The sequence below is a fragment of the Lysinibacillus sp. FJAT-14222 genome (assembly GCF_001278875.1).
Lineage (GTDB): Bacteria > Bacillota > Bacilli > Bacillales_A > Planococcaceae > Lysinibacillus > Lysinibacillus agricola.
Map to the genome: position 1 here is coordinate 16,222 of NZ_LIYL01000050.1, position 12,236 is coordinate 28,457.

At 37.2% G+C, this 12,236-nt stretch carries 15 protein-coding genes; 7 read left to right on the plus strand and 8 right to left on the minus strand.

The genetic code is table 11. The features are described 5' to 3' along the window. Positions 1-109 precede the first annotated feature (109 nt). The 3 genes from AN161_RS20970 to AN161_RS20980 are packed head-to-tail and all read left to right on the plus strand — an operon-like array spanning position 110 to position 4,860. Positions 110-1,540 (plus strand): ABC transporter permease, encoded by a 1,431-nt coding sequence (locus tag AN161_RS20970; protein WP_053596278.1) that lies wholly within the window; start codon positions 110-112, stop codon positions 1,538-1,540. 13 nt (positions 1,541-1,553) lie between these two features. Further along, the gene (locus AN161_RS20975; RefSeq protein WP_053596279.1) at positions 1,554-3,050 is read left to right on the plus strand and encodes an ABC transporter permease; all 1,497 of its coding nucleotides are present in this window, start codon (positions 1,554-1,556) and stop codon (positions 3,048-3,050) included. Between the two features lie 16 nt (positions 3,051-3,066). Next, positions 3,067-4,860, plus strand: a complete 1,794-nt coding sequence (locus AN161_RS20980; RefSeq protein WP_053596280.1) for an ABC transporter substrate-binding protein — start codon at positions 3,067-3,069, stop codon at positions 4,858-4,860. Positions 4,861-5,621: 761 nt separating this feature from the next. Here the strand turns inward: AN161_RS20980 and AN161_RS20985 are convergent. Further along, positions 5,622-6,203: a phosphatidylglycerophosphatase A gene (locus tag AN161_RS20985; RefSeq protein WP_053596281.1), complete on the minus strand. Its 582-nt coding sequence runs from the start codon at positions 6,201-6,203 to the stop codon at positions 5,622-5,624. Between the two features lie 111 nt (positions 6,204-6,314). Here AN161_RS20985 and AN161_RS20990 point away from each other — a divergent pair, with 111 nt between their 5' ends. The 3 genes from AN161_RS20990 to AN161_RS21000 all read left to right on the plus strand — a co-directional run bounded on the left by AN161_RS20990 (position 6,315) and on the right by AN161_RS21000 (position 8,064). Then, positions 6,315-7,034, plus strand: a complete 720-nt coding sequence (locus AN161_RS20990) for an alpha/beta hydrolase-fold protein (RefSeq protein ID WP_053596282.1) — start codon at positions 6,315-6,317, stop codon at positions 7,032-7,034. 82 nt (positions 7,035-7,116) lie between these two features. Beyond that, entirely contained in the window at positions 7,117-7,632 is a 516-nt protein-coding gene (locus AN161_RS20995; protein WP_053596283.1) for a YjcG family protein, read from the plus strand. Positions 7,633-7,635: 3 nt separating this feature from the next. Then, a complete protein-coding gene (locus tag AN161_RS21000; RefSeq protein WP_053596284.1) occupies positions 7,636-8,064 on the plus strand; it encodes a GNAT family N-acetyltransferase in 429 nt (142 codons plus the stop codon). A 122-nt stretch (positions 8,065-8,186) separates the two neighbouring features. Here the strand turns inward: AN161_RS21000 and AN161_RS21005 are convergent, their stop codons facing one another. From AN161_RS21005 to AN161_RS21030, 6 genes are all read right to left on the minus strand, one after another. Next, on the minus strand, positions 8,187-8,435 hold the full coding sequence (locus tag AN161_RS21005; protein ID WP_053596285.1) for a stage VI sporulation protein F: 249 nt from the start codon (positions 8,433-8,435) through the stop codon (positions 8,187-8,189). Positions 8,436-8,590: 155 nt separating this feature from the next. Next, positions 8,591-8,794 (minus strand): YjcZ family sporulation protein, encoded by a 204-nt coding sequence (locus AN161_RS31140; RefSeq protein WP_053596286.1) that lies wholly within the window; start codon positions 8,792-8,794, stop codon positions 8,591-8,593. Positions 8,795-8,859: 65 nt separating this feature from the next. Continuing rightward, a complete protein-coding gene (gene spoVAE / locus AN161_RS21015; protein ID WP_053596287.1) occupies positions 8,860-9,225 on the minus strand; it encodes a stage V sporulation protein AE in 366 nt (121 codons plus the stop codon). Positions 9,226-9,235: 10 nt separating this feature from the next. After that, a complete protein-coding gene (locus AN161_RS21020; protein WP_053596288.1) occupies positions 9,236-10,231 on the minus strand; it encodes a stage V sporulation protein AD in 996 nt (331 codons plus the stop codon). After that, entirely contained in the window at positions 10,225-10,680 is a 456-nt protein-coding gene (gene spoVAC / locus AN161_RS21025; protein WP_053596289.1) for a stage V sporulation protein AC, read from the minus strand. The genes AN161_RS21020 and spoVAC overlap by 7 nt, the downstream gene beginning before the upstream one ends. Further along, the gene (locus tag AN161_RS21030; protein ID WP_241774617.1) at positions 10,680-11,084 is read right to left on the minus strand and encodes a YhcN/YlaJ family sporulation lipoprotein; all 405 of its coding nucleotides are present in this window, start codon (positions 11,082-11,084) and stop codon (positions 10,680-10,682) included. Before AN161_RS21030 ends, spoVAC begins: the two co-directional genes overlap by 1 nt. Before the next feature lie 133 nt (positions 11,085-11,217). Here AN161_RS21030 and AN161_RS21035 point away from each other — a divergent pair, with 133 nt between their 5' ends. After that, on the plus strand, positions 11,218-11,742 hold the full coding sequence (locus tag AN161_RS21035; protein WP_053596290.1) for a CotY/CotZ family spore coat protein: 525 nt from the start codon (positions 11,218-11,220) through the stop codon (positions 11,740-11,742). Positions 11,743-11,806: 64 nt separating this feature from the next. Here AN161_RS21035 and AN161_RS21040 read toward each other — a convergent pair whose 3' ends face one another. Then, complete coding sequence (locus AN161_RS21040) at positions 11,807-12,196, minus strand: hypothetical protein (RefSeq protein ID WP_053596291.1); 390 nt, start codon at positions 12,194-12,196, stop codon at positions 11,807-11,809. Positions 12,197-12,236: the final 40 nt, after the last annotated feature.

Genomic DNA, 12,236 nt, shown 5'->3' on the forward strand with positions numbered 1-12,236 from the left:
ATTCATTTAGTAGGACCTCGCTAAAAATGAGTTGACTACTAAGCGTGTGTTGATGTTGTTTTGTCCACACTTTAGAATCTATTATTTTACTTACGTCTGGAGGAAATGCATGGTTATTTCACAAGATCATTCTACAACTAAGGAACATGTATTCTTTTTTTCAGTTTATCAAAAGCTCATGCACCATAAGTCTTACAATGCGCTGCTCTTTCTTTTAAGTATTTTAGTACACCCTTTTACATACTTATCTTATCGGAAAAGAAAACATTCACATCAATACCAGCAAGCTTTTGAGAAACGAAGACAGTACTACAAAGAAAAGGGTTTATTCACACAATGGCAGGTTGAGTTTGCTGAGCAAGAATTAGCCAAAGCTAAATTTTTTCATGAATCTGTGCCAGAAAAACAAATACAGGAAACTGCTTCGAAATTAGCAGAAGCAAAACTTCAGCAACTAGTAGCGCAAGATTTATTGAAAGATGGCTTAGAAGATCAATCCTATTTACAATTTTTTAGTCAGCAGCTTAAACATAAAAACTTTGTGGTCCTTACTTTTTTACCGGCTGTTTTATTTTATGTAGTACTCATATTGTTTGCGAATCCATTTCTGCAATTTGTTATTGAACGAATACTACAAAGCTTCATTGTTATAGTAGGTGTCGCAACACTGGTGTTTACAATTTTGTATTTGTCGCCATTCGATCCAGCAAGAAACTTACTTGGTGTTGCGGCAACGCCAGAGCAAATAACTAACTTTAATCACATTCATGGCTTGGATCAGCCTTATTTATCTCAATTATGGAATGCTTTATCTGGCCTATTCACATTTGATTTAGGTACTTCCTTTGCAGGGAAAGAAGATGTTACACAAAGCATTGTAAACAAATTTCCTGTCACACTTGAAATAGCCATCCTATCATTATTAATGGCTATCGCTATTGCCATTCCAGTCGGCATTATTTCGGCCGTTCGTCCAAATTCATATTTGGATTATACGTTTATGTTCATTGCCTTAATTGGATTATCCATTCCAAGCTTCTGGCAAGGATTGATATTTATTTTAACGTTTGCATTAAAGCTACAGTGGTTCCCAGCTACGTACAATCCTCAAAACTGGTTATCTTTAATAATGCCAGTTATTGTCTTGGGTACATCCATTACGGCTTCCATTGCTCGTATGACAAGATCCAGTATGCTTGAGGTCATACATGAGGATTACATTATTACAGCGAAAGCAAAAGGCTTAAATGAATTTAAAGTGATTACAAAGCATGCTATTCGCAATGCCATGATTCCAATTATTACAGTGATTGGGCTTCTCTTTGGCGGCATGTTAGGTGGGGCATCTGTTACAGAAAAAGTTTTCAATATTAGTGGTATTGGTAGCTATATTGTTGACAAACAGTTTATTCCGGATATCCCAGCTATCCTTGGTGGGGTCGTCTATATTGCCATCACAATTTCGATCGTTAATTTACTCATCGATATTTTGTATGCTTTTTTCGATCCACGCATTCGTTCGAAAATGAAGAAGTCTTAAAGGGGGATCATCTGTGAAAAACAGCTTACATGTCAAACTACTTTTGAAGATTACACAGGAATATGTCAATTCACATTTTACATTTGTCTTTTCCTTACTGTTTTCTTTATTGTTTCTAGCTTATAGCTATAATTTTTCTACTCAAAGTTGGCGACCAATTGTCTTAATCTTTTTCATTATTTATGCAATCACCACAACCTATATTGGTTTCCTAACTTTACGAATTAAACAGGATTTAGCAAGCCATGGTGACATACAAAAAAGCACTCGAATACTTGGTTATCCACTGTTATTAACAATAGTTTCAGGCAATATTTTCTCTACATCGTTTGCGTTTATGCTTGTGTCAAAAAGAAAGACAGCTGAATATACTTTTGCTGCCTATGCATTCATCACTCAACTTTTCATTATCGGTATTTCAGCACTGAACTTATTTAAACCGTATGTCACAGATACGTTTTTACTAGCGATGGGGCTTTTCTTACTCCTTGCACTCTTTTATATTGTGATGTTAATTCTGTGTGCAAAATATGTGACTTCAGAGGCTGCGCCGAAATGGATGCTGTTACCTGGTATTTTGCTGCTTATCGCCTCTTTGACTGGCAATCTTTTTGCGACATTGCTAGGGTATAGCCTTATTCAAAAAGCTCGAAAGGCAAATCCATCTACAATCGAAAAATGGCAAAAAATTTGGGAAAAGATTTTACGCAATACGATGGCCGTCTTCGGATTATTTTTCATCGTATTTATGTTTTCTTTATCCGTAACAAGCTCTTGGACATTTGACTATGACTTTGCGACTGAAAATAATTATGGAGCATTGTTACAAACACCTTCGTTAGAATATCCATTAGGCACTGATAATTACGGACGTGATTTATTTTCTCGTATTGTTTTCGGTGCACAAATATCGCTCATTGTAGGATTTTTCTCAACGATTATCCCTGCATTAATTGGCGGAACACTTGGAGCATTTTCAGGTTATTACGGAAAAGCGACTGACAACATGATCATGCGAAGTCTTGATATTTTATATGCCATTCCTGGAATTTTACTAGCTATCGCCATTATTGCTGCCTTTGGTGCCAATACCGTTAATTTAATCATCGCACTAAGCGTTGGAGCAATTCCGACATATGCTCGTACAATGCGCGCAAATGTCATGCAGCTTTCTAATTTTGAATTCGTGGAATCAGCTAGAGCATTGGGGGCATCTGATGCTGCAATCATCTTTAAACATATTGTTCCAAACTCGTTAGCACCAATGATTGTTAAAGCAACATTAACCATTGGCGGCGCTGTTATTTCAACAAGTAGTTTAAGCTTTTTAGGGCTCGGCATTGAGCCACACATTCCTGAATGGGGCAATATTCTAAAAGTTGGTAGTACGTACCTGGAAACGCATTCCTATGTTGCTATTTTCCCAGGTCTTTGTATTATGCTTCTCGTTCTCTCCTTTAACTTCTTAGGTGATGGTTTGCGAGATGCTTTAGATCCAAAATCAAATTAACAATGGAGGTTCTTAAATGAAAAGATTACTTGTATTCTTATTCATAGCAGTGTTAGCATTAGCAGGCTGCGTACAAACAAAAACTGACGTAGAAGGCAGTAAAGATTCAAAAGGTAAAGGTAAAAAAGCAATTGAAGTTTTAGGAATGGCCGCTTCCGAGGAAGATATGAATATTGTTCGTGATCAACTAGTTAAAAATGGCTTTGATGTTAAACTAAATATTCAACCTGATTATGGTTCATTTTCAGCACAAAAAGAAGCTGGCAATTATGATTTAGCGCTTTCGAGCTGGACAACAGTAACAGGAAATCCTGACTATGCTGTTCGTGGTTTATTTAAAACGGGCGGTGACTATAGTATTGTAGCTGATTCAAAATTAGATGCTCTCATCGAAGAAGCAAGTACATTAACGGGTGATGAAGCTGCAGCAAAATATAAAGAATTAGAACAGCTCTTAGTATTCGACCAAGCTTATATTGCGCCGTTATATATTTCAAATAAATATCAAGGGATTTACTCTGAATTAGTGAACCCAAAAACGGTGCATCTACCAAAATCTCGTGCGCAAGTATGGGAAAGCATAGAATTTACTGATTCATCCAAAAATGCAACTGAACCTTTGATTTTACATCAAACAATTAGTTCGTTAACATCGCTTGATCCTATTAAAGGAAATGATGGTTCTATTAATGCATTAAATACAAATATGTATGTTCGTCTTGTCAACTTAACAGATACAGACGAAGTCGTTTCAAATGGTTCATTATCTTATAATCATGCTATTGCTGAAGGTAGCCAAGAATATTATTTCATCTTACGTGATGATATTAACTTCACTGCTATAAAAGATGGTGCTGCTGTTGATACAGGTGACTTAGTTTCAGCGGAAGACGTTGTATTTTCATTAAACCGTGCAAAAGATTCAAAATCAGTACCAGACCATCGCACATACAGTCTTCATGAAAATATCGAAAAAGTCGAAACGGTTTCTGACTTAGCTGAATTACAAAAGAAAAAAGTTGCAGGCTCTGATCAATCTGTGTTTGAGGCTTTATCTCAAAACCTTCCTGCTTCCGTAACGCAATTAGCGAAAGATAAGGGAACTGTTAATAATGCAGCTGGCGCATACCAAGTTGTTAAAATTACAACACCAACACCATTCCCACAAGTGTTAAATTATTTAGCACACCAATCTGGTGGTATCGTATCAGAAAAACAAGTAACAAGCATTAACACATATGATGTAGCAAGCTATAATCCAGACAAGGATATCGCATATGGTGATCAAGCAACAGTGACAGAAGGTGCAGCGACATACAACAACCAGCTATATGCAAGCGGCCCTTACATTCTCGTGAAGAAAAATGATTACGAAGCACAATTTGTGAAAAACCCAGCTTACCGTGCAGGTAGTGAATATGAACCGAAGATTGCAAAAATCAATGTTCGTTTTATTGAAGATAATGATAGTGCATTATCCGCATTACGTAATGGTGAGATCCACGTTCTTCAGACAGTACCAGAAACAAAGCTAGATATTGTAAAATCTGATACTAAACTAACGTTAAATACTGCTGATAGTAATGCAGTAGCATATTTACAAATGAATACATCTGGTCGCGCTATATCAGATTCAGTAGACTTACGTAAAGCAATTCTTTACTCTATTAATCAAGATGAGTTCATTAGCTACTACCAAGGCAATAAAAAACCTGCTGTATCCACTCTTTCACCACTAGTTAATACAGGCTTAAAACTTGAGGCAGACAGTGAAAAAGTAACAGAGTTTTTAAAAGCCTCTAATGATTAATTATTAAAAATAAGTGTGTAAGTATACTAAACAATTGTCTAAGCATCTAAAAAACAGAGCCTTCTCAAATTATTGAGGAGGCTCTGTTCAGCATGTCGACAAAAGAATAAATATAAAATAAGTGTATCAATAAACAAAGGTTGATTTTCACTCCGAGTTGGCGCTTTCCGCGGGCTTGGCTTCAATCTCCTCGTCACTACGTTCCTGCGGGGCTTTCAGCGCAAGCTCATCCCGTAGGAGTCGCCACTCTCCGTGAAAAATCAACAGCTCCTCATCATTAATATGGGGTGAAAAGCTGAACTAAAATGGTATAATGCTACGATTAAAATACTAAAAAAACCCAACCTATGGGATATGTTTGATTATTTTTCATCCAAGGCAAGCCTCACATGTAGGAAAACGAGACGGTTTCGACGATCCTCACAAAATGCCGTATGTCGGGGTCTTACTATTAGATCACCATACAGCTTTATGCAATCAGGAGTAGCGTTTGTCTACAGTCTGCCCAGAGCCTCCTCAAATTATTGAGAAGGCTCTGGGCAGACTGTTAAAAAAATAGTCAAGAAAATCTTTATGAATGTTTGAATGTTGTGGAGCTTTAGAGGAGGATTTTCGTTCTAGGGATACACGCTTTCCTTGGGTAAGAGCCCAGCCGGAACGGAAATCACCCCCGCTTTGCTGAAAAGCCATATTTTATTTACAACATAAAGAGAGCCTTCTCAAATTATTGAGAAGGCTCTGTAATATATATTAATACTCCATTAAATCTCATTATGTGATTTTGATTTTGGTCCTAGCTCTTCTGGCTCGATATCTGCAAATGTGCCGCCTTCTTCTTCTAAGTCACGCATACGATGTGCAATACGTGATGCGGCAGAAGCTGCGATACTGCCAACTAAATCATCTAAAAACGTATTTACATGATGGCCAGGTTCTGTATCAAGCTTCTTAATAATACCGATTTTTTGCTTGTCTAAGTGTCCAAAAGTTGTTACCGCTATGCTACCATATGTAAAAACAGCTCCAAGGGCGATTGTTTCATCCACACCAAATAAACCCTCATCGGATTCTATTATTTGCTGTAATGGTGCAGATAATAACTTTTTCTCTGCAAGTTCATCTAATTCAATACCTACTAATAAAGCATGTTGAACTTCACGCTTACGTAATACACGCTCAACAGAATGAACACAGTGCTCTAATGTTAAACCTTCATTATAGGATTTTTGCATTTCATAAACAATTTCAGCAATATCCTTTAGCGATACACCGCGACGAATGAGTGCAGCATGGGCTGCTTTCGCTACTTCATCAGAGTGTATACGAGTACTTTTATTATGCATAACTAACCCTCATTTCGATTTTATTGCTAGTAAGTGCTAGCCCAACCTATTATACCTTTACTTTGGCAGTATGGTACAATTTTGTTACAAACACAAGAAGGAGTGTCATCATTGGATAAGGGAACTGTACAAGATTTAAAGTTCTATAGTGAAGCGTTACAGGAGGAATTACAGCTCTACATTTATGTTCCTGCAAATTATTCTCCACTATATAAATATAATATTTTAATTGCATCAGACGGCAAAGATTACTTCCAGATTGGAGGTATTACAAAACTTGCTGATGAACTTATTGATGACTATGAAATCGAAAATTTAATCATTGCATTCGTTCCTTATAAGGACATTAAGGATCGACGTCACAAATATATTCCAAGTGGAGAGCAACATGAAGCATATCTTCGTTTTTTAGCGCATGAGCTTGTGCCATATTTAGACGCTGAATATGCAACCTATCAAATGGGGATGAGCCGCGGAGTCATTGGTGACTCGATGGCTGCAACCGCTTCCTTAATGGCTGCATTAAAATATCCAAGTATTTTTGGTAAGGTCATTTTACAATCGCCGTATGTGGACGAAGATGTTTTGACAGCTGTAGAGAATTTTAAAGATCCAGGCTCAATTTCTATTTACCATATTGTTGGCAAAGAAGAAGATAAAGTTGTCACGATGGATAAAACAATTAAAGATTTTTTAACCCCAAATCGTCAGCTGCATAATCTTATGTTAAACAAAGGATTTTCTACATTTTATGAAGAATTTGATGGCAATCATACATGGAAATATTGGAAACCTGATTTACGTCGTGCATTAATTGAAAATTTCAATTAATATGGGCGATTCAAATTACGAAAAGGGAAATTTCTGTTATACTTTAAGAGAAAAATTGTTTATTTTCGGGAGGTAATGGACTATGAAGTACGGTATTGTGGCATTTCCATCAAAAAAATTGCAAGATTTAGCGAATACTTATCGTAAACGTTACGATCCTCATTATGCGAAAATTACTCCGCATATAACATTAAAGGACAGCTTTGATGCAACGGATGAAGATATTCAATCCATCGTAAAGCAATTAGATGCACTTGTTGCCAAATATGCACCTTTAAACATTCATGCATCACGCATAAGTTCGTTTTTCCCTACGACAAATGCGATTTATTTCCGCATTGAACCAACTGAACAATTAACAGGATTCCACCAAGCTCTAGAAGAGCAAGTACCTTTTAGTGGGACTAAACACGTATTTGTACCACATATTACTATTGCTCAAAAACTGAAGGACTCCGAGCACGATGACATTTTTGGGCAATTACGCATGACAGGTGTTGACGAAAAAGATACAATTGACCGCATTCATCTTTTATACCAATTGGAAGACGGCTCGTGGACAACATATGAAACATTCCGTTTGACTGGAGCTGAGTAATACTTGTATAACGTTAAGATTGTTGAAACAACAAAGGAACATGATGATGCGTTTGCAGTCCGCAAAAAAGTTTTTGTTGAAGAGCAAGGTGTGCCGCTTCATCTAGAATGTGATGCTGAGGATGCAACCGCAACGCATTTCATTATGTACGAAGGCACTGCCCCTGTAGGTGCTGCACGTTTACGCAGTATCGAGGACGATGCCGTGAAAATTGAACGTGTCAGTATCTTACAGGATCAGCGCGGTAAAAAACTAGGTGCTTTAATTATGAAGGAAATGGAGAAGTATGCCATTTCAATTAATAAGAAAAAACTAAAACTCCATGCACAAAGCTATGCTATTCCTTTTTATGAAAAGCTCGGCTACACAGTAACATCTCCTGAGTTTATGGATGCTGGTATCCCACATCGTGCTATGGAAAAAACGATTTAACATAATGAACCAAATAGGTGTTACGAAAATGCTACGGCATATCGTAACACCCTTTTTTTATTTTTCTACAAAACTTAAAAGGTTGATTTATAGATGAACATCCATTCAACCAACCTATCATGTTATTTCATCATTTTAGTAATTTTATCGAAATCTAGTGAAGCGCCATCTTGAATAATAGATTGTACTAATTTATCTTCAAGCTCTTGCGTAATTTGTCTATTGGACACCTTACTTACGCGTCGTACGATTTTTCTTACTTGTTTTTCATTTTTAAAATCAGCATGTTGAATTGCATTTGCTAATGCGAAGATTTCATCCATCGATACCCCAGTTTTTTGTTCAATTGAATTAAAAAATCCGCGATTCATGTTCCCCCTCCTATCAGTTAAAATTTATATTTATTTTCACTGTTGTTTTCATGCACGAAACATTTGACAACTAGTGAAGGCTTTAAACTTTATTCAGATAATGGTGCACTCTGAAGAAAAGCTAAAGCCTCTTATCGACTGTCACATTAATCAAATTAAATGATAGTAGCGCCAACAATGATTAGAAGAATAAATAGGACAACAATTAAGACAAATGTTGAACTATGCCCATGTCCGTAACCATAGTAACCGCCATGGCAACCGTCATGGTGACCACCATAGTAACCGCCATAATCTCCTCCGTAACAACCATCAGCGTGCCCTCCATACGGATGCGCGCCCCAGCCTTGATATCCCATAAAAATACCCCTCCCTTCTATAACCTATAATATGTTTAGGTTGTAAAAATGGGTGGGGTATTCGTCTAGTCAACATTTCCTTTTGGTTTAAATATTAATGCTCCGATAAAGCCAAAAACAACGGCAGCACTGATTCCTGAGCTTGTCACCTCAAACATCCCAGTTAACACACCTACAAGCCCATGTCTTTCTGCCTCAACAATTGCACCATGCGTTAAAGAATTCCCAAAAGATGTAATAGGAACAGTTGCACCGGCACCAGCAAAATTAATAAGTGGGTCATACAAACCCATTCCGGCAAGAATTGCACCAGCTACGACTAGCGTACTTAATGTATGTCCAGGTGTTAATTTACCAACATCCATTAATAATTGCCCTATGGCGCAAATAATACCTCCTACAAAAAACGCAAACACAAATGTCATAACCATAGCTTTTGCCTCATTTCATTGTAATTTCAATCGCATGTGCCGTACATGGAATTGTCTCGCCCTGTTGAAATGAAAGCGGAGACAGTAATGCTCCTGTCGCCACAAGAAGTACTCGTTTATAGGTACCTGCTCGCATCTGTTGGATCACATAACTAAAAAAAACAGCTGCTGAACAACCTGCGCCACTTGCACCGGATTGGAATGTCTCATCCTGTCCATAAAACTCATCACCCGCATCACGTAAAGGTTTTAACTCCTCACTCTTTACGCCACTTTCAACAAACATTCCTTTTAGAAGTTTTAACCCAAGATGACCTAAATCACCTGTTAAAATTAAATCATAGTGGTACATTTTTTGATCACGCTGCTCTAAATGTGATTGAATGGTCTGAAAAGCGGCCGGTGCCATCGCTGCGCCCATGTGAAATGGATCATCCATACCGTAATCAACCGATTTTCCAATAGTTGCTGCTTCAATAGAAGGGTATTCCTCATGATGCTTACCAATAAGAGCATAACCAGCAGCCGTTACCGTCCATTGAGCAGTTCGGGGCTTTTGCGAGCCATAATTGATTGGATAGCGGAATTGTCGCTCAACCGCATTGTGTTGACTGGATGCACCAGCTAGCGATAAATTGGCGGCACCTATTTCTGTTAAAAGGCTCGCAACAATTACTGAAGAAACAGAGGTGGCACACGCTGAGAATAATCCAATAAAAGGAATATCTAAATCCCTCGCTGCAAAATTGGTTGGTGTCATTTGATTAATTAAATCGCCACCCATAAAGTAATCTATGTCCGGATTTTTCACGCCCGCTTTTTTCATAGCAATTTCACAGGCCTCTTGAACCATTTTTCGATGACCCTGTTCATTTGTTTTCATTTGCCATCGTTCATCATCGTAAGTCGCATCAAAATGTTGACTAAAAATACTACGTTTCTCTAGTGGACCTGCTACCACACCACTGGCTATTAAGGACGGCTTCGATTGAAAGACAATTACCATGAAACCACTCCTATCGTTACAAGAATGAATTTAATAAGTGCAATAAAAAAGGCAGAGACAACACCAAATAATACAACTGACCCAGCTAATTTAAATAAATTTCCACCAACACCAAGTACTAATCCTTCAGATCTATGCTCAATAGCAGCAGAAATAACAGCATTACCAAACCCTGTAACAGGCACAGCTGATCCAGCCCCAGCAAATTGACCAATTTTCTTATATAAACCCAAGCCTGTTAAAATCATGGCGAAAAATACCATTGTTGCAACAGTTGGATTTCCGGCTGTCGCTTCGGTAAAATCAAAGAAAATTATATAAAAAAGAGAGACGGCCTGTCCGATTGTACAAATAAGGCCACCTACTAAAAATGCCTTTGCAACATTCTTAAAATAGGGCGGTTTCGGCGTGACATTTTGTTCTAATTTTTGGTATTGTTCTTTTTCCACTATGTTTCCTCCTTCGCCAGTTTTTTTAATTTCTTTATTTTATCTTTCAGTTTATTATCTTCAACTTGATCCCTTTTTATTTTATTGGCTTCATAAAATATTTTATAATCAGCTGAGACAAAAACATCTTTGTTTGGATATTTTTCATCAAATTTCTTTTGCAACTTTTTCTCTAATTTAGCCTTTTTCCACTTATCCCATTGTTTAATTTGAACTGCTACAAGCATACTATTGTCATATTGAATAACCGTTGTTTTGTCTACAAATTTCTGTTCTTTTAAAATGGCTTCAACTTCCTTTTCATTTTCCGGTGAACCGTAGACAATAAATTTTTCTTTTTCACCGCAACCACTTAAAAGCGATAAACTGACTAATAGAGGTAACATCATTCCTAATAGCTTCAAGTTTTACCCTCCTTTTCTTTAAAGTTTCTCCAGACATATAAAAACTATTCATTTGACTATATATACAAAGGCCCGAGTCCATTTTTCATAAGTACATATTGTAGAAGTAGTAACGAGGAAAGGAGGTGACAATATGGGTTGTGGCAAGCCAACAAATCCTATTGGACCAATCCATTCAGCAGGCTGCGTTTGTGACGTAGTACGCGCTATTTTAGACATTCAAAATCAAGCGGTGAGAGAAGAATGTCAACCATGTACAGCTAACTGTTTCTTAGAACCACTTGGAGGCATAGTAAGTCCCGCACGCTCTCATGCAGATACACGTGTATTTATGTTAATTACCAAAGATGGTACTCCTTTTAAAGCATTTTTTAGTTCTCCAACAGCAGAACCAGATATATGCACATCAGTGTTTTTCCGTGTAGAAGATATGTTCGATGAATGCTGCGCTACTTTGCGTGTTTTAGAGCCTTTATGTTCATTTGACTCCAGTGAAAGTACAGTAGATCTATTAAGTCGTGATGGCTGCTGTGTCAACATGAAAAAAATATGTAAAGTAGATGATTGGAATTCAACTGAGAGCTGTATTACTGTAGATTTATCATGCTTCTGCGCTGTACAATGTATCGCTGATGTTGACTTAGGGATTTGTGAATAATCTTTTCTCCTTTGACACACTACACATAAAAAAAGTGTACAGCATCCTCTGCTGTACACTTTTTTCATAAGGTTGGTAATTGTTTACCTCGCCATAATATTCGTTCTATGTCCTCAAAATATATAATTTCTTGTGTCTTTAATTCTAAAGAAGTAAGCATCATTGAATCGGACTGCACTTCAGATGCACTACCGCGTAAATTCCTACCGTCTTTTAAACATATTACTAGCGGTTGATAAGCTTTTTGCCGAAACGGCTTTTCTAAAAATTGAAGTTGCTTTAGTAAATACGGATCTATTTGTACTTCTTCTTTTTCTTCAATAGTCTGTTCATTGTAATAGCCGTCCTTCATATACACTGATGTACTTTCATCCAAATCAAGTTCATGCAGGACCTTGGAAATTTTCAGAAAATATGATGGCGATTTTATAAACAAGCGTGGCTCTTGATCCACATTACTCACTTCCCTTTTTCCATACAATATGCAAAAGAAA

Coding starts and splice junctions, on each gene's coding strand:
- AN161_RS20985 (WP_053596281.1), bottom strand. CDS start 6,203: ATGCATAATAAAAGTACTCGTATACACTCTGATGAAGTAGCGAAAGCA.
- AN161_RS21020 (WP_053596288.1), bottom strand. CDS start 10,231: ATGGTAATTGTCTTTCAATCGAAGCCGTCCTTAATAGCCAGTGGTGTG.
- AN161_RS21035 (WP_053596290.1), top strand. CDS start 11,218: ATGGGTTGTGGCAAGCCAACAAATCCTATTGGACCAATCCATTCAGCA.
- AN161_RS20980 (WP_053596280.1), top strand. CDS start 3,067: ATGAAAAGATTACTTGTATTCTTATTCATAGCAGTGTTAGCATTAGCA.
- AN161_RS20970 (WP_053596278.1), top strand. CDS start 110: ATGGTTATTTCACAAGATCATTCTACAACTAAGGAACATGTATTCTTT.
- AN161_RS21005 (WP_053596285.1), bottom strand. CDS start 8,435: ATGAATCGCGGATTTTTTAATTCAATTGAACAAAAAACTGGGGTATCG.
- AN161_RS20995 (WP_053596283.1), top strand. CDS start 7,117: ATGAAGTACGGTATTGTGGCATTTCCATCAAAAAAATTGCAAGATTTA.
- spoVAE (WP_053596287.1), bottom strand. CDS start 9,225: ATGGTTATGACATTTGTGTTTGCGTTTTTTGTAGGAGGTATTATTTGC.
- AN161_RS31140 (WP_053596286.1), bottom strand. CDS start 8,794: ATGGGATATCAAGGCTGGGGCGCGCATCCGTATGGAGGGCACGCTGAT.